Origin of the sequence: Mucilaginibacter lappiensis (assembly GCF_050433765.1) — a bacterium.
GTDB lineage: Bacteria > Bacteroidota > Bacteroidia > Sphingobacteriales > Sphingobacteriaceae > Mucilaginibacter > Mucilaginibacter lappiensis_A.
In genome coordinates, this window is sequence record NZ_JBNPWP010000002.1 from 428,434 (window position 1) to 445,788 (window position 17,355).

Sequence of the window (17,355 nt, forward strand, 5' to 3'; positions counted from 1 at the left end):
AAACCATATTACTTGCCAGCATCAACCCCCAATAACCCCGAAGTTAAAACAACCATGCATCCGCGTAACCGTCATCGCATGGGTTATGATTTTAAAGCGCTGTTAAAAGCCACACCACCATTGAGGCCATTTGTTGCTGTGAATGAATATGGCAACCAAACCATCAATTTTGCTGATCCCGATGCGGTAAAAATACTGAACAGGGCTTTGTTAAAGCACCATTATGGCGTCGGCTATTGGGATATACCTGCCGGGTTTTTATGCCCGCCTATTCCCGGCCGGGCTGATTATGTGCATTACGTGGCCGATCTGTTGGCTGCGGCTAACGGTAACATGATCCCTAAAGGTAAACAGGTTTTGGTATTGGATATTGGGGTGGGCGCTAACTGTGTTTACCCTATTATCGGTCACCAGGAGTATGGCTGGAGTTTTATTGGGACTGATATTGATCCTGCAGCTATCGAATCTGCGCAAAATATTATCAGCAAAAATGATAATTTGAAGGATGCCATTGAGTTGCGCCTGCAGAAACACCGGGCGGATATTTTCATATTCGCTATAAAACCCGGGGAGGTGTTTGATCTTACTATTTGCAATCCGCCATTCCATGCTTCAGTTAAAGAAGCTGCCGAAGGTTCCCGCCGCAAGTGGAACAACCTGGGGCTAAAAACAGATAAGGAACCTGTATTGAATTTTGGCGGTCAAAACGCCGAGCTATGGTATCCCGGTGGCGAGGCTTCCTTTTTAAAGTTAATGGCCACCCAAAGCACCCGGTTTGCAAAACAATGTTTATGGTTTAGTTCATTGGTATCTAAAAAAGAAAATCTCCGCGTTTTATATAATGCTTTGCAAAAGGCTGGTGCAACCGAGGTGCAAACTATCAACATGTTGCAGGGGCAAAAGGTGAGCCGTATCATGACATGGACATTCCTTTCGCCTGAAGAGCAACAGCAATGGGCCAAAAAACGCTGGCAGTAAAATTTGTCTGAACCGAGATTAATTAGATTATGGGATTACTATGATTTCTTTAATTCTGATTATAATAATTTTATCATTCAAAATAAGTAGTCCTGTCATCCAAAAAATCTGTTTAATCCCGGTTCAGACAAAATCCCCGTTTACACGCGTAAAAACGTCTTTTTCTGGTACAGGTAATACAGGAAAAGCCATTTTACCATGATAAAGCAAACAGCCATTACCACAATATTGTATGGATCACCAACCAGCTGACCTATCCAGCCGAAAAAGCCATTGGTAGTATATTGCCATTTAATAAAATGACCTGATATATAGATCAGTATGGAGTTCATACCGATAACCTTAAAGAAAAACGCCCATTTTTTATAGCCCAGCACATCAATTATATAATAAAAGAGGGCCATTAACAACAGGCTTATCCCGCCCACCTGCATCACGAACGAGCTGCTCCAAAGGTTTTTATTAATGGGGAAATCGAGGTTCCATATTTGAGCAATAATTAGAAAAATTACACCGGTAACTGCCATTATTGATACCTTACGGATTTGTTTTAAACCAGTCTTTTTTAACAGCGAGCCAGTTAATATACCAAGCAAACCCGTGCTGATGGCCGGAATGGTGGAGAACAATCCTTCGGGATCATGGATGCCTAAATACAGTTTACCCGGTAACAGGATACGGTCCATATAAGAGGCAAAATTGCCTTGCATGGTTAAATCGCCTGGAGCAAAACCAGGTGCTGATGTAAATTTCAACAGCAGCCAGTAACCAATGATAAAAAACCAGAACCATACCATTTGCATACGTTCGCTGCTGTACAGGTATATAATATTGGCAAACATGTAGGCTATCCCGATACGGCCCAGCACACTGGCAAAACGTATCTCTGATATAGGCATAATATTTAAACCATTGTTCACCACCAGGCCAAGTAATACCAGTATGGCGGCCCTTTTTATAACTCTTATGGTTAGTTGCTGTTTACTTTTGCCTTTCTCCAGTTCGCGGCCAACCGAAAATGGCGTTGATACCCCGGCCATGAAAAGGAACAACGGAAATATCAGATCGTAAAGATGAAAACCATTCCAGTCGGGGTGGGTAAACTGATTAGCTATGGAACCCCAGAATGGCGAACCGGTAGCTTTTGCCAGCGTGTGAAAAATCTCTTCGCCGCCCATTATCCAAAACATATCAAACCCACGCAGGGCATCTAATGAAAATAAGCGCGTTGGCGCTGTGTTAATATCATCAGGCGCGGTATTGCCTGCGGATGTGCTTGTTGCTGTGGTCATTTTTTTTAAAAAGATTTAGTGATGAACTAAAGATATAAAAAGCACCCTATTTAAAATATTTTTTTTAGTCAATCATACTTTATAAAATAAAATTGTTACGAAGGGTTGTAACTTCGCGTTTTGGAATAGCACTGCAATGTTAGAGATCATATACCGCGATGAACACCTCATCGCTATCAATAAACCCCACGGGCTGCTGGTACACCGGTCGCCGATAGCGGCTGACGCATCTGAATTTGCATTGCAGTTACTGCGCGACCAGATTGGTCAAAAAGTGAATCCGGTGCATCGTATTGACCGTAAAACGGGCGGTATATTGTTGTTTGCGCTGGATAAACAAACGGAGATAGCCATGCAGCAACGGTTTATGGAAAATCAGGTACATAAAAAGTACCTGGCCATAGTACGGGGGCACACACCCGATCAGGAAGATATTGATTACCCTCTGCGCAAGGAAAACGGTACCCTGCAGGATGCCTTTACTAAATACACCACCCTAAAACGGGCCGAGCTTGATATTGCTTTTGGGAGTCATGCCACTTCCCGGTATTCGCTGGTGGAGGCCGTACCTGCTACCGGCCGTATGCATCAGCTGCGTAAACATTTCAGCCATATATTTCACCCCATTATTGGCGACCGTACCCATGGCTGCAACAAACAGAACAAACTGTTCAAAGAAACCTGGCAAATGGAAACCATGTTGCTGCATGCATCCCAACTGTCATTTACTCATCCGATTACTGGTAACAATGTTCATATTGATGCCGGTTTACAGCCTGAATTTATGCGTGTAATGCAAATTATGAACTGGTAAGTACTTCGTTTTTAGTGTAATAAATTAAACAAAAACGAAATTTGGTTGTATTGTAAGGAACTAATACTTGAAGATATGAATAAGCCGGTAGATTATAATTTATATACCGCTGATGGTCAACGTTCTATCGCCATTAAGCCGGTAAACCAAGCCATACCCGGTGGTGCTTTATATATAACAGGTGTGTTTAAACTAAGTGAGGGTGCGGTAGATTTGGGAGATATTGTTTTTGATGACGATATGCGCGAATGGGAATATACGGGTTTCGGTGACCTTACACATAAGCAGGCAGCCGAAATAGCCAAATATATACAGGATAAAACTCAACACAAACTGGAGGGCCACAAGGGCTGATTAGACCCGCTATTTTGTCATGCTGAACGCAGTGAAGCATCTATTATAAAACATAGGCAGTTCACTAATTAGATCCTTCGCTGCCGCTCAGGATGACAAAATTTAAAGCCCCGCTTTATTTACCTTATCTTTGCGCACATTCCAACATTGATAATGATAAAGCAAGCGCTCCTGAACCTCAAAATAAATGCTCTTAACGAAATGCAGCAAGCTGCTATCACCGCGGCTAAAAAAAGCGATGTAATACTGCTTTCACCAACAGGTTCGGGTAAAACGCTTGGCTTTTTATTGCCATTACTTGGGCTGCTTGATCCCAATATTCCAACGGTACAGGCGCTCATCATGGTGCCATCGCGTGAGCTGGCTTTACAAATTGAGCAGGTTTTCAGAACTATGGGTACCGGTTTTAAGGTGAATTGCTGTTATGGTGGTCACCCGGTAAAAATTGAGCGGAACAACCTGTCGCAGCCGCCAGCTGTTTTAATTGGCACCCCGGGCCGCATAGCCCATCATTTACGCCGTTATAGTTTTAGTACCGATACCATCCATACACTGGTATTGGACGAGTTTGATAAGGCCCTTGAATTTGGTTTTCAGGAGGATATGGCTTACATTATTAAGCAAATGCCGGCCATTAAAAAGCGCATGCTTACATCGGCCACCAAAATGCAGGAGATCCCTGATTTTACTGGCATAACCAAACCTATCGAACTGGATTATTTGACCAATGCTGCATCAGCGCCCGATATTAAGCAAAAGGCTGTAATAGCCGAAGCCGCTGATAAACTCGACGCACTGTTTGCCCTGATCTGTAAAATAGGGGATGAGGCTACGCTCGTTTTCTGCAATCACCGTGAAGCGGTTGAGCGTATCAGTGATTTGTTGTATGACCGCGGCCTGCCGCACGATATATTTCATGGAGGCATGGAGCAGGATGACCGTGAGCGGGCTTTATTGAAGTTTAGGAATGGAAGCCATCGCTTACTGATCACTACAGACCTGGCGTCGCGCGGGTTGGATATTCCGGAGATTGGGCATGTGGTGCATTACCAGCTGCCACATAATGAAGAAGCTTACCTGCATCGTAACGGTCGCACAGCCCGGATGCACGCCAAAGGTACCTCGTATCTCATATTGTCGCCTGATGAAAAACCGGCTTATTTGAGGGAGATGCCGGAGATTGAGCAACTGCCCGAAAACCCTGTGATCCCGCAACTATCACCATGGGCCACGCTATATATAGCCGCAGGTAAAAAGGATAAGGTGAATAAAATTGATATTGTGGGTCTGCTGCTTAAAAAAGGCGAACTTGCTAAAGAAGATGTTGGCCTGATTGAAGTGTTGGATCATTCATCATACGCGGCTGTAAAGCGTAACCACATTGAACGCGCTGTTCAGCTGATAAAAGGTGAAAAGATCAAAAACAAAAAAGTTAAAATAGATATCTCCATATAATATAATTAAATACAAATAGCATGAGCAATAATGATATCATGAAGAAGCTTAGGGTAGCTATGAAGTTTACCGATGATGATATTATAAAGGTTTTAGAACTGGCAAATTTCAGGATCACCAAAACCGAATTGGGCGCCATATTCCGCGCTGATGATCACCCCAACTTTAAACCCTGCGGCGATCAGATCCTTCGTAATTTTCTGAACGGCCTTATCATTTATAAACGCGGCCCAATGCCTGATAAGCGAGCTTCAAAGTCGGAAGATAAGGGGCCTAAGCCTGAAGCTAAATAGGTTTGTTTAAAACAGTTCGTCATGCCGAACTTGTTTCGGCATCTCACATGTAGGGGTGTTCAACATAGCGGCTACTTGCCCTGTGGGATGCTGAAACAAGTTCAGCATCCCACAGTAATATCAAACAAAAAGAGCGATGGTTTAACCCATCGCTCTTTTTGTTTGATATTTAATGTGAAATTACCTCAAATCCACCAACTCAACACCCGGATGGGCTTTGGCATCCCAGGCAAATACGTTATCGGCTACCTGTGCATTAGGGGTAAAACTGCTTACGGTATAGTTGTATTTATTGCCGTTCTTGTCAAACAGCTGCGCACTGTAGATCTGTTTTTTTACTTTATCGATCAGCAGACGTACTTTAAAAATATTTTGTTTGGCATTTTCAGGAGTAAGGTCAATGGCCTGGTACACTTTGCCGCCCAGCTTTTGCTCGCCGGTGTACAGGTACTTGTAACCACGTTCATAAATGGTGAAAATTTGAGAAGGGTTATTAATTCCATCCCCGCCTTTGGCTGCTTCACTTACTTGTACTTCCTTATCTTTTTTAAGATAGGTCCACTGGCTTTTACCATCACTGATGATCTCCTTGTCTACATCTTTAGTCGCCGCTGAAGTATAAAGGGTAACTTTATATTTACCCGCTTTGGCTTTGGAAATTAAAGTACCGCTTTGGGTTTCTTTAACACCGGCTTGTTGATTATCCAAAGTAAAAGTAAAATCTGTTTTTATCGCATCGTACGATTTGTATTTCTGGCTTACCTGGTTCAATATAGCTTTGGCCTGTGTATCTTTTTGAGCGAAAGCGGTGCTGCAGGTGCTTATAGCTAAAACGGTATATAAAAATATCTTTTTCATTGGTAGTTTTTTCATCAATAACTATTACTATTAATAGTTACTGGTTTAGAGCAAATAAATAGTAATAGGTTTAATCTTTAGGTTTTTGAAGCGTTTCCAGATACCTTTCCAGGCTGTATTCATCGGGGTATAAAACATCGCGGGCCTTGCTGCCTTCAAACGCGCCCACAATACCGGCGGCCTCCAGCTGGTCAATAATACGACCGGCACGATTATAACCCAGTTTCATTTTACGTTGAATGAGCGAGGTAGAACCCTGTTGGTGCATTACAATTAAACGGGCAGCTTCTTCAAACATCGGATCGCGGTCATCAGGATCATATTCTTTGGCGCTGCTGGTTTCGCCTTCGCCTACATATTCAGGCAGGAGCATAGCGGTAGGATAACCGCGCTGTTCGCCAATAAAGTTCGATATAGCTTCAACCTCAGGCGTATCCACAAAGGCGCATTGCAGGCGGATCAGATCACTGCCGGTTGAAAACAACATATCCCCGCGACCAATCAATTGATCAGCACCGCCGGCATCCAAAATGGTACGGGAGTCGATCTTTGACAGCACCCTAAACGCCAGTCTTGATGGGAAGTTGGCTTTAATAGTACCTGTAATGATATTAACCGACGGCCTTTGTGTAGCGATAACCAGGTGGATACCCACCGCACGGGCCAGCTGGGCAATACGGGCTATTGGCATTTCCACCTCTTTGCCGGCAGTCATCATTAAATCGGCAAACTCATCTATCACCAGAACAATGAATGGCAGGTAGCGATGTTTCTCCGGGTCACTTATTTTACGGTTAACAAATTTGGCATTATACTCTTTCAGGTTACGTACCTGAGCATCTTTCAGCAGGTCATAACGTTGATCCATCTCAATACACAAGGAGTTGAGGGTGTTCACCACTTTTTTAGTATCCGTAATAATGGCGTCGGCCTCATCTGGCAGTTTAGCCAAAAAGTGTCTTTCAATCTTGCGGAAAAGCGTAAGCTCCACTTTTTTAGGATCAACCAAAACAAACTTTAGTTCGGCAGGGTGTTTTTTAAACAACAGCGAAACCAATATAGCATTAATACCAACCGATTTACCCTGACCGGTAGCACCTGCAACCAGTAAGTGAGGCATCTTGGCCAAATCGGCAATAAATACCTCGTTCGATATGGTTTTACCCAAGGCGATGGGCAGGTCCATGGTGGTGTTCTGGAATTTTTCGGTAGATAGGATGGATCGCATCGAAACCATTTCGGGGTTCTGATTGGGTACCTCAATACCGATGGTTCCCTTACCCGGCATAGGCGCAATGATACGGATACCCAAAGCAGCCAAACTCAGCGCGATATCATCCTCCAGATTCTTGATCTTGGAAATACGAACACCCGGTGCCGGGATAATCTCGTAAAGTGTAACCGTTGGCCCAATAGTAGCCTTGATCTTATCTATCTCGATATTATAATGGTTCAGCGTTTCAACAATTTTATTCTTGTTGGCTTCCAGTTCTTCTGCATTAACAGAGATCTTGTTCGATCCGTGATTCTCCAATAGATCAAGATGCGGGAATTTATACGAGGCCAGGTCGAGCCTATGGTCATAAATACCAAACTGACTTACCAGGCTTTTCCCTTTATCATCATCGCTTTTTTCAACACTCAGCTCAGGCAACGGTCTGTTCACATCAATGGTAAGCGGTATCTCTGTTTCTTCCTCAGGCTCGTGCGATGCATTGGGTGTTAATACCACGGGCTCATGATAAACCGGATTTTGTACAAAAGGTTGTTGTTTAAGCGGTTCGGGCCTTACCATGTTTTCCTGATTGGCCAGATTGTCTTTAACCCGGTTACCGCGGGGCCATTCAACGGGGATAGATGGTTCCTCATCAAGCAGGTCAACAGGTTCGGGCACAATATCATCCATGGCCATTTCTGCAACGGTTCTTTTTTTACGTGCCGGAAGTTTAAAATCAATATTATAGGCAATTACCAATACCGTAAGGGCCGCAAATACCAATAAGCCTCCGGTACCGGCAGGGCCTATCTGGGCATCAAGCAGGCGGTTGCTCCAAAAGCCAAAGCCTCCCTCTAAATAATGCGGATAATCAATAATAAACGCGTGGAAATAAGCTATGGTAACGGATATAAATACAATGCAAAAAAGCGAATAAGCAAGCGTTTTAGGTATAGAAAACAACCTTACTTTAAACAGCAGGCGATAACCTACCACAAAAAATATAAAAACAAACAGGAACGATGCCACCCCAAACCACTCATAAATAAACTGGTTGCTAAGTAGTGCGCCAAATTTACCCAGCCAGTTTTGAGCAATTTGCGGATTGCCGCCATTATCGGCAATTTCCTGAACCGTTTTACCAGTCGCCAGGTTGTGCCAGCCACCGTTGGTAGTTGCTATATAACTCTGATCTTCCTGCCAGGTAAACAGGTAGGAGGTAAAGGCTATGAGGAAAAAGATGGACATTAAAAGCGAGAGCAAGCCTGCTATTTTTATAGCCCGGCCATTCTCCAGATTAAATCTGGGCATTGTTGGGAGCCTCTGCCTTCCAATACGGTCCTTATCAGCTTTACCCGTTTGCCGGGGCTGATTTTCGTCCTTAAAACTATTTGATTTAAACTGATTTCCTTTTACCGGCATCGCTGATGTAACATCCTTTTAAATGCAAACTTACATAAAATTTCACCTAAGTAAACTTTGCAAAAACAACATATAAAATTTTATGTACGCTCATCAACCATAAAAAAAGCATAAATTGATGAAATATAAAGTTAGCAGATTAAACAAATATTTAGGTGTATTTTTAATTTTTTAGTATTATTGATAACCATCAAATAGCCTATCCGTAAAACGGGTTTTTATTAAACGCATTGCCCATACCGATGCGAATTATTTAAATGTAAATAATGAGTATAGAGAAACTGGAGGAATATATTACAACTGCCGATTTAAGCAAGATTGAAGCTTTGCTTATGCAAACACCTGCGCTGGCAACCACCCTTACAAGTCACCAGGTTTCGCCACTGATGTTATCCTGTTATTATAAAAAACCTGCGGTTACAGCCGTGCTGTTGAATTATGTGAACGATATAAGCCTGTTTGAGGCTGCGGCGGCAGGTAAGTTAGAAGCTGTAACCCACCTGATTGAAACCGTCCCTAACTCCATAGATGACTATGCCAGCGATGGTTTTACCCCTTTAGGACTGGCCTGTTATTTCGGTCATGAAGAAGTTGCACGTTACCTTGTAGCAAATGGCGCTGATGTTAACCGGCCATCAAATAATGGATTTCATGTTTATCCCATACACTCGGCCTGTGCTGATAACTATACCGGCATAGCCCGGATGCTTATTGAGCATGGCGCCTTGGTGAATGTAAAGCAACAAGCCGGGGCCACGCCGCTGCATTCTGCAGCGCAAAATGGTAATATTGATCTGTTGGTACTATTGCTGGAGCATGGCGCAGAAATAAATGTACGTATGGAAGGTGGAAAATTACCGGCAGATCTGGCCCGGGAAAAAGGGTTTGACGCTATCGCGGAGATCCTGGATTGATATTTTATTCAACCCATCGTTCGTGTCTTCACAAATGATTTGAGTTACATACGGCATGGTTGTTTGTGAGGACACAAACAACGGGAAAAGAGATGCATCACATGCGTCTCTTTTCAATGAGGGAGACACATGTGGCGTGTCTTTACAAAATCTCAATATATACAGCTATATATTACTTCACAAAGTGCACCTGCATACCAGTAACCTGTTTTATACACCGGGCGGGTTTCTTTTCATCCTGTACAATGATGCGGTAGGGGCCATCGCCGGGGGCTAAGGGTTTTCCGTCAACCTGGTTGGCCAATATAATGGTACGGTCTGTAAAAGCTTTATCCAGTTCGGCTAAAGCAAAGATAACCTGGTAGCCGTCACTGGCTTCAACCAGCAGGTATTTGGTCAGGTTTTTGCCTTTAAGATCAGGGCCTAAGGTAACGCCGACATCTTTTAAGATGTCGGCAACTATTACTCCCGAATAGGTATGATCCTTACCATCTTTGTCTTTACGGGTAACGGTTGTTTGAGCAAACTTTTGCAGATAAGCAGCATCAATGGTTAATGAGGTGGCAACTTCGCCGCTTACTTTAATAGTAGATGTTTGTGCTTGCGATGTAAAAGCGATAGTTATAAAACTTAATAAAGCGATACAGGCTGCCAGGAATTGTTTTTTCATAAGGTGTAATTTAATTTAATGCTTTTTATTTTTTGCGGTTAGTAAACGCGGGTCGGCAAAATCTGGATTATTAATAAAAGTTGAATCAGTAAGCATATCCAGGAACGCGATGAGCGCCTTTTTTTCCTATGGGCTAAAGTTTTAAATCTGCCATCGTGCATGTATGGTGCAGTAAGACCAATGTTACGTAGCGTTGGTACCCGGCCTTTTTTAAGCTGCGACTTAAAGCTTGAGGTATGTTGATTGCTGATCACAGCCAAATTTAATGAATAAAACCACGGATTTATACCGGTTTTGGACGTTAACGGTGTAAAATAAAAAGGCCCGCCCCGGTAACGGGACAGGCTTAATCCATTAACGGTTTAATTTATTTTGCCGCGGGTACCACAACGCTCAGCGGCACCAGGCTATTCAGATAAATTTCGATATTACTGTAGCCGCCACCGTTTGCGGCAATTAGAGGTGCATCTGCAGCATTGCGCGGATTTAGGCTGTGTTTGATTTCATATTCATCAGGAATGCCGTCGTTATCGCTGTCTTTATAAGGGGTGCCTTTGTATTCAGGATAGCCTCCTACCTGGCTAATATCACTGATAATACCTTGCTTGTAAGAGTCGGGCAGCCGCTCTTTAACATATTGCGCACCCAGGTGCAGTTTGCCGCCCTCGGTATATTTGATCTTGCCGGTGCGCACATCCTCAATAATGCGCTGGTCAACCGGGTCGCGTTTTGGCAATGAGCAGCCCACGTTGGTTAAAACATAGGTGTAGGCTTCTTTAGTAGGGATAATGGTCACTTTGTTTTTTATTGGGAAAGGCTCATTTGAGCGTATGCTGTCAGTGTATCGGCCTGCATCTGGCATATCGCCTATCTGTACGCCACCATCCCAGTTATTTTTAGTTACTTTTTCGTTACCCTCCATAATATTGCCGCTTACATAAACTTTACCGTAATAACCTTTGTGGGCTGGGTCGCGGCCTGCTTCGGGTTTCAGGAAGCGATGACCAATAGGCTCATTCATGGGAGTAATTGGACCCGGTTTGTAATAATTATTGATGAAATTGAAGAACGAAGTATTATCGCCGCCATCTGCGCTGCGGTTCCACCAGTTAAATACTACGTTGTTAAAGAACCCAAAGTCCTCATTCATGCCCACTGATGGGTTACGGGCAATGTTATTGGCCCATAAGTTACGCATAAAGGTGCTGTTATGACCGCCGATGGTGCTGCCAAAGGCGTGGTTGTAAGTATCCAGCGCTTCAGAAAAAATCGAATTCTGGATAGTAATATTCACAGTAGCCATTTTTTCCTGTTTAGCGCCCTTACGGTCATAAACATGGCGATAGATGGACATGTTTTCATCCAGTCCCCAACTGGCCGAAACGTGATCGATGATGATATTGCCTACCGGGTTGCCACCAAGCGCGTCGTCGCGGCGGGCCACATCAGTAGCCCCCCTGCGGAAGCGTAAAAAGCGGATCAACACGTCATGGGTATCTATCCAAACCGATTCGCCGGCCACACAAATGCCATCACCAGGAGCCGACTGGCCTTCGATAGTAATATACGGTGCACGTATACTGATAGGTTCGGTAAGCTTAATGATGCCTGATACATTGAAGACAATAATGCGTGCGCCGCCCTCCTCACAGGCTTCGCGCAGCGTACCCGGACCGTGATCGCCCAGGCTGGTTACTACAAATACTTTACCCCCACGGCCACCTGCTGTATACATGCCTCCGCCTTCGGCACCCGGAAAAGCCGCTATTTTTGCCTGCGGCAGATCTGAAGGTTTGTTTGCCCAGGGCACATAAGGTTTGCCGTTCTTCTCGTCGCGTTCAATAGTGGGTAGGGCCTTTTGCCAGGCCACGTCTGAGCGTTTTTTGGCAGCGTCAAGAGCCGAGTCTGATTTGGCCTGTACGGCAGGTGGTATGCGCGGATATTGCGCGCTGGCCTTATTCGCTACGGTGAGTGACATGGCTAATGCGGCTACGCTTGCTAAATACTTATTCATTGGTTTATAATTGTGATGATAAAAAAATATAGAAACATACCATATTAACCCACCGGAATGTACAGGTAACATCTCCCATCAAATACGTGGGATGTCCCTTTTTATTAAAATATTCCAGTTGTCAGGCTTATATTAACATCAAATATCTATGCTGGGCCAATCGGTTTCATATAATATTTTCTCCATGTATTGTAGGATATTAACATGGCATGTATCAATCTTGCGACAGAAGAAAAAGTAAGAGGTGGGTAGTGTATTTAAAATAATAAAGGCGATATACAACTTGCATATCGCCTTTATTATTACCGCTTTTTATATTTATAAAAATGTCATTTCGACGAAGGAGAAATCTTATACGATATGGAAATTCGTATGCAAAACCTTTGAGCAGGCTAATGTGCGCTTTAACATTAGCTAAGTAAAACGCTCCCAGATGTGATATTTAAGCTTTTTAAGAAATTATTTAAGGAGCTTGAGTATAAGGAGCTTAAAGATTTAGCGTTTTGGTATTTTCCTTTAAAAATTCCTGAAGCTTTTGGTTCAATAAATGAAATTGACTGATCACTTTTAATCCATGATCAGTCACTACGGCATTGCCGCCACCTTTACCACCACGTTGTGATATTATTAAGGGTTGTCCAAAATGATCATTCATGTGGTTAACAAGGTCCCAGGCTTGTTTGTATGACATTTTCATTTGCAGGGCGGCCTGCCTGATGGAGCCTGATGCCTGGATACGTTCCAGCAGTTCAACCCGCCCGTGGCCAAGTATCTTTTCGTCGCCGGTTTCTATCCAAACCCTGCCGTTTAATTTAAATTTAGGATCACTCATTATCGGTAATGAAAGTAAAGCTATTTTAAATTAAAAGCAAAACAGATATGCAAAAGATGCAGCCGGTTTATGACAACGCAGGTTGTTCGTTTGTAGGTTCGGACAGGTTTTGATGATCCTTTGGTTGCATTTCCTGATGCTGTAGTTCTTCAAAATATTTTTTCTTTACTACAGTGGTCATTTTATGATCGCCGGTATGGCTCCACCCTGGGGGCATAACCAGATACAGGAATTTGTTTTTTATACCGGGGGCTCTATACACATCCTTTGCCAGTGCCACTATTTCGCCAAAATAAGCGTCCAGAAAGCTGTTTTTTATCATGGGTCTGCTAATGCCATATTCAATAGGGATGTTGCGGTCTTCGGGCTGATAAGTGCCGAATACTTTGTCCCATATATTAAGCAGATTACAAAAGTTAGTATCCATGTACAGTGGATTTTTGGCATGGTGCACCCGGTGGTGCGACGGGGTAAGTATAATTTTATTTAAAAAGCCTAATCGGCCATCTTGTACCAAATTTTCGCCGATGTGGATCATACCGCCCCAAAAGCCGTCGATAAACATAATTACAAACAGCATGGCCGGCGGAACGCCCAATAAAATACAAACGGTTGTCCTGATGAAATCGGCATAAGGGCCCTCCAAAAAGAAGTGCGCGTAGCTTACCGAAAGGTTCATTGCTTCGGGAGCATGATGGGTGGAATGCAGGCACCAGAACAGCCTTACTTTATGACCTAAATAATGGTATATAAAATGCCCGAACTCCCAAACTATATAACCGTAAATAAACCAATACCAGGTAAAGGAGAGTTTAAAAATGGCATATTTTTCAAATAGTCCAATACAAAGGCCAACCATGGCAATAGCTATCACCCGGCCTATAAAAGCATTGAAAACATAGGAGAAAAAAGTTAGCTTATAGTGTATAACCTTAAACTTTTTGAAAAGCGCACCGCGTATAATTTCCATCACCAGTAAAAATGGCATAATAGGTATCAGAACAGCTACAAAACCCTCATAAGTAAGTAGTTTGTCGTAATCGCCTGATTTAATAATAGTTATTAAATTACCGAAGCCAAAAAAGCCTGTGAATTGTTTAAATACTGCCTCTAAAAAGTCCATTCGCTAAAATTTAAAATTGGTTTATTAATTTATAACGTAATAAATATGTATTTATGTATATACATATAAATATTTTATAAATGTCGGAAAAAGTAATTAATTAATCAAGTTAAATTGATTTAGCGGTTATAAAAAATGCCCGATCTAAATCCGCTACAGGGAAAATCCAGCTATAAAATGCATCATCGATCTCTGTGCAGAAATACCTTCATATGCTAACTTATGCCAATAGATTTTTTATTAAGTTTCAAAATTATTTACCTTTAATAACCCTAATAATCAACCAATAACGTCATAATGATGCTGCCAAATTGAGTGTTGCTTTGGGTGATGGTAAGTGATGACTAAAGCCTGTCAATGGTCAATTATATCGGATGGTCTGGCGATGGTACTTCATATTAAATAAAATCAAAATACGATGATACTTCAGAACAAAAATGCAATTATATACGGGGCCGGTGGTTCCTTAGGAGGCGCAGTTGCCAAAGCACTTGCCAGTGCCGGCGCCAAAGTGTTTTTAACCGGCCGCAATCTTTCCTCCGTTAAAAAAGTAGCAGATGAGGTCCTTGCTTCCGGTGGCAGTGCCGAAGCGGATCAGGTTGACGCGTTGAATGAAAAGGAAATCAACAGTCATATAGATGGGGTATTACATAAAGCAGGCACAATAGATATCATGTTTAATGCCATAGGAGTTGAGGTTGTACAAAGTATCCCTTTGGTGACTATGAAGGCAGATGATTTTACACGCCCGATAACTATTGCCATGCAAACTCATTTCTTAACGGCAACAGCCGCCGGTAAGGTAATGATGAAACAAGGATCGGGGGTTATTTTATCGCTTACAGCGACACCCGGGGGAATAGGTTATCCTTTTACGGGAGGTTTCGCGCCGGCATGTTGCGCCATAGAATGCTTTTCCCGGAATTTAGCTTCGGAGTTGGGTGTATATGGCGTACGTGTGGTAAATATCCGTTCTGGTGGTTCCCCTGATTCAAAGGTATTTAAAGAAGCCATCGACAGTAACCCCAAAGAAATGGAACCTATCATCAGAAAGATGAAAGAAGATACTATGCTGAAAAAGTTGCCCTTAATGGCAGATATAACCAATGTCGCCGTATTCCTGTCGTCTGATCTGGCGGGCATGATTACGGGGGTTACTGTTGATGTTACCGGCGGTACAACCGCCGGATTAAATTATAGAGTTACTTCCATGCCTTAAAAGCACATGATTTAGGGGCGCCAAACATTATCCTTCTTATCTGTATCAGGATCATAAGTGGTGCCCAATATCATTTGTTTAACCGGTTTGATGGCGGTAAATTTAACTGTGGTGGATTTATTGCCTTTGGCCCAGCAGGCAATGCTTTGATGTACCAGTTGTTTACTGCCGTCGGTATAATATACGGTTAGGTTTACCGGTACAGGTTTGGTGCCTATGCTGGTAATGGTTACTGTATATTTTTGCTGCAGGTTGTTTACTTTGCTGATGGCCAGATTTGGCACGCCGTTATCAAAGAACCAGTTTTTCCAGAACCAGTTGAGGTTGGTGCCTGAGCCGGTGTTGATGCAGTTGAAAAAGTCATAAGGCATGGGGTGCTTGCCATGCCATTGGCTAATGTAGTAGTGCAGCGCCTTGGTAAACAGTTCGTCGCCCAGCATATCTTTTATATACAGATAGGCCAGGGCTGGTTTTGGATAGCTATCTGTAAATTTGGCTATGCCGGTAAGCTGCGGGGTAAGCGTCATGATGGGTGCATCCTGTTCGTTCCCCGCGCTGTTTTCGGTAGGGCCTACGCCATAAATATCCACAATTTTCGTGTCGATAACCGGGCTGATGAGCCACTCGGCAATGGTAGCCCAGCCTTCGTCCATCCAGCCGTATTTGGTTTCGTTGGTGCCCATGTAAAAGGGGAACATGGTATGAAATATCTCGTGGTCGGTAAGCTCAATGGCGTCGGCAGTCTCTTCAAGCGGATTGTCATTAACCATCATGGGGTATTCCATTTGGTCAAGGCCATCAAAAACGGTTTCGTGCGGATAAGGGTAAGGCCATTTCGGGAATTGGTAGCTCATGGTTTCCACAGTTTTGCGGGCATAGTTCACCACCTCAAAATAATCTTTATGAACCGGGTTAAATACCGCGTCGACACGGGTACGGCGACTGGTTTTTGGATCGACCACCAGGCTTGATGCTTTCCAGATGTAATGATTGCTCGTAGCAAAAACCAGGTCGGTTACGCTATCTGCCTCAAACTTCCAGGTATTGGTAGCATTGTTTTTGGTAATGTTGCCGGCTTTTACATCAGCTTCGGTAATAATGTCGGTCACCTGATCGCTGGCGCCGGCCTGGGTTATTAGCTTGGCATATTTGGGCTGGTACACCTCATCGGTATTTTTCAGGTTCCCGGTAGCCCAAACCTGGTAATTGCTGGGTACGGTGATCTCGGCATTAAAGTGGCAAAAATCGTTATAAAACTCCTGCGAACCCAGGTATGGATATTGATTCCAACCGTCAATATCGTCATAAACAGCAATCCGCGGGAAAAAATAAGCAACAAAGAAAGCTCCTGAATCAATTTGCCCTGTACGGATATGCGATGTTTTGTTGAGCGTGTAAGCATAGGCAATATCAAAATGAACATGCTGCTTTGGTAGTATGGGCTGTACATGCAACATCATGTTTGTGCCGTCAATTTTGCGCTTAGTGCTATCCTGTAACTGGTTATTAATACTAAGGGATTGGATGTGTACACCATCGGTCAGATCGGCAGCTGCAACGGGCATATCACGTATCACGCCCTTTTTATATAAATTAGGATACAACTTAAACTGTACTGTGGTAAGAGTGTCAGGGCTGTTATTGATGTAATCAATAGCTACGGTACCGCTAAGATTTAGGTTTTGCGGATTAAAACTTACTTTGATAGCATAATCGGCGGTGTTTTGCCAGTAATTTTTACCCGGCGCGCCGCCTGTTGTGCGTGTGCCTTTTAAGTAGGTGTTTTGCAGGTTAACGGCAATTGGCAGTTTAACCTGGGCATATGAAAGCGTACTGCCTGATAATAAAACTATAGTGAGTAATTTTTTAGGATTGAGCATTAAGCGAAGTTATATCAGTTA

15 protein-coding genes are annotated in these 17,355 nt (G+C 43.2%); 7 read left to right on the top strand and 8 right to left on the bottom strand.

What is annotated here, in order from left to right:
• Positions 1 to 12: 12 nt before the first annotated feature.
• Positions 13 to 978 (top strand): 23S rRNA (adenine(1618)-N(6))-methyltransferase RlmF, encoded by a 966-nt coding sequence (gene rlmF / locus M2273_RS07265; protein WP_429394817.1) that lies wholly within the window; start codon positions 13 to 15, stop codon positions 976 to 978.
• 140 nt (positions 979 to 1,118) lie between these two features.
• Here the strand turns inward: rlmF and M2273_RS07270 are convergent, their stop codons facing one another.
• The gene (locus M2273_RS07270) at positions 1,119 to 2,270 is read right to left on the bottom strand and encodes an acyltransferase family protein (protein ID WP_429394820.1); all 1,152 of its coding nucleotides are present in this window, start codon (positions 2,268 to 2,270) and stop codon (positions 1,119 to 1,121) included.
• Between the two features lie 136 nt (positions 2,271 to 2,406).
• Here M2273_RS07270 and M2273_RS07275 point away from each other — a divergent pair, with 136 nt between their 5' ends.
• From M2273_RS07275 to M2273_RS07290, 4 genes are all read left to right on the top strand, one after another.
• Positions 2,407 to 3,084: a pseudouridine synthase gene (locus M2273_RS07275; protein ID WP_429394822.1), complete on the top strand. Its 678-nt coding sequence runs from the start codon at positions 2,407 to 2,409 to the stop codon at positions 3,082 to 3,084.
• Positions 3,085 to 3,159: 75 nt separating this feature from the next.
• Positions 3,160 to 3,438 (top strand): hypothetical protein, encoded by a 279-nt coding sequence (locus tag M2273_RS07280; protein ID WP_429394825.1) that lies wholly within the window; start codon positions 3,160 to 3,162, stop codon positions 3,436 to 3,438.
• 153 nt (positions 3,439 to 3,591) lie between these two features.
• Positions 3,592 to 4,893, top strand: a complete 1,302-nt coding sequence (locus M2273_RS07285) for a DEAD/DEAH box helicase (protein ID WP_429394827.1) — start codon at positions 3,592 to 3,594, stop codon at positions 4,891 to 4,893.
• 20 nt (positions 4,894 to 4,913) lie between these two features.
• Positions 4,914 to 5,186: a DUF1456 family protein gene (locus M2273_RS07290; RefSeq protein WP_429394830.1), complete on the top strand. Its 273-nt coding sequence runs from the start codon at positions 4,914 to 4,916 to the stop codon at positions 5,184 to 5,186.
• A gap of 180 nt (positions 5,187 to 5,366) precedes the next feature.
• Here M2273_RS07290 and M2273_RS07295 read toward each other — a convergent pair whose 3' ends face one another.
• Together M2273_RS07295 and M2273_RS07300 are read right to left on the bottom strand one after the other, a co-directional pair.
• Entirely contained in the window at positions 5,367 to 6,044 is a 678-nt protein-coding gene (locus M2273_RS07295) for a LolA family protein (RefSeq protein WP_429394833.1), read from the bottom strand.
• A gap of 70 nt (positions 6,045 to 6,114) precedes the next feature.
• Positions 6,115 to 8,682, bottom strand: a complete 2,568-nt coding sequence (locus M2273_RS07300; protein WP_429394836.1) for a DNA translocase FtsK 4TM domain-containing protein — start codon at positions 8,680 to 8,682, stop codon at positions 6,115 to 6,117.
• 266 nt (positions 8,683 to 8,948) lie between these two features.
• Between M2273_RS07300 and M2273_RS07305 the strand changes: the two genes are divergently transcribed.
• Positions 8,949 to 9,596 (top strand): ankyrin repeat domain-containing protein, encoded by a 648-nt coding sequence (locus M2273_RS07305; RefSeq protein WP_429394839.1) that lies wholly within the window; start codon positions 8,949 to 8,951, stop codon positions 9,594 to 9,596.
• A gap of 172 nt (positions 9,597 to 9,768) precedes the next feature.
• Here M2273_RS07305 and M2273_RS07310 read toward each other — a convergent pair whose 3' ends face one another.
• From M2273_RS07310 to M2273_RS07325, 4 genes are all read right to left on the bottom strand, one after another.
• The gene (locus tag M2273_RS07310; RefSeq protein WP_429394841.1) at positions 9,769 to 10,266 is read right to left on the bottom strand and encodes a molybdopterin-dependent oxidoreductase; all 498 of its coding nucleotides are present in this window, start codon (positions 10,264 to 10,266) and stop codon (positions 9,769 to 9,771) included.
• A gap of 367 nt (positions 10,267 to 10,633) precedes the next feature.
• Complete coding sequence (locus M2273_RS07315; protein WP_429394844.1) at positions 10,634 to 12,280, bottom strand: pectate lyase family protein; 1,647 nt, start codon at positions 12,278 to 12,280, stop codon at positions 10,634 to 10,636.
• Positions 12,281 to 12,767: 487 nt separating this feature from the next.
• Positions 12,768 to 13,112: a winged helix-turn-helix domain-containing protein gene (locus M2273_RS07320; protein WP_429394846.1), complete on the bottom strand. Its 345-nt coding sequence runs from the start codon at positions 13,110 to 13,112 to the stop codon at positions 12,768 to 12,770.
• 67 nt (positions 13,113 to 13,179) lie between these two features.
• The gene (locus tag M2273_RS07325) at positions 13,180 to 14,235 is read right to left on the bottom strand and encodes a sterol desaturase family protein (protein ID WP_429394849.1); all 1,056 of its coding nucleotides are present in this window, start codon (positions 14,233 to 14,235) and stop codon (positions 13,180 to 13,182) included.
• Positions 14,236 to 14,653: 418 nt separating this feature from the next.
• Here M2273_RS07325 and M2273_RS07330 point away from each other — a divergent pair, with 418 nt between their 5' ends.
• Positions 14,654 to 15,454, top strand: a complete 801-nt coding sequence (locus tag M2273_RS07330) for an SDR family NAD(P)-dependent oxidoreductase (protein WP_429394851.1) — start codon at positions 14,654 to 14,656, stop codon at positions 15,452 to 15,454.
• A gap of 11 nt (positions 15,455 to 15,465) precedes the next feature.
• Here M2273_RS07330 and M2273_RS07335 read toward each other — a convergent pair whose 3' ends face one another.
• Entirely contained in the window at positions 15,466 to 17,334 is a 1,869-nt protein-coding gene (locus tag M2273_RS07335) for a M1 family metallopeptidase (RefSeq protein ID WP_429394853.1), read from the bottom strand.
• Positions 17,335 to 17,355 lie beyond the last annotated feature (21 nt).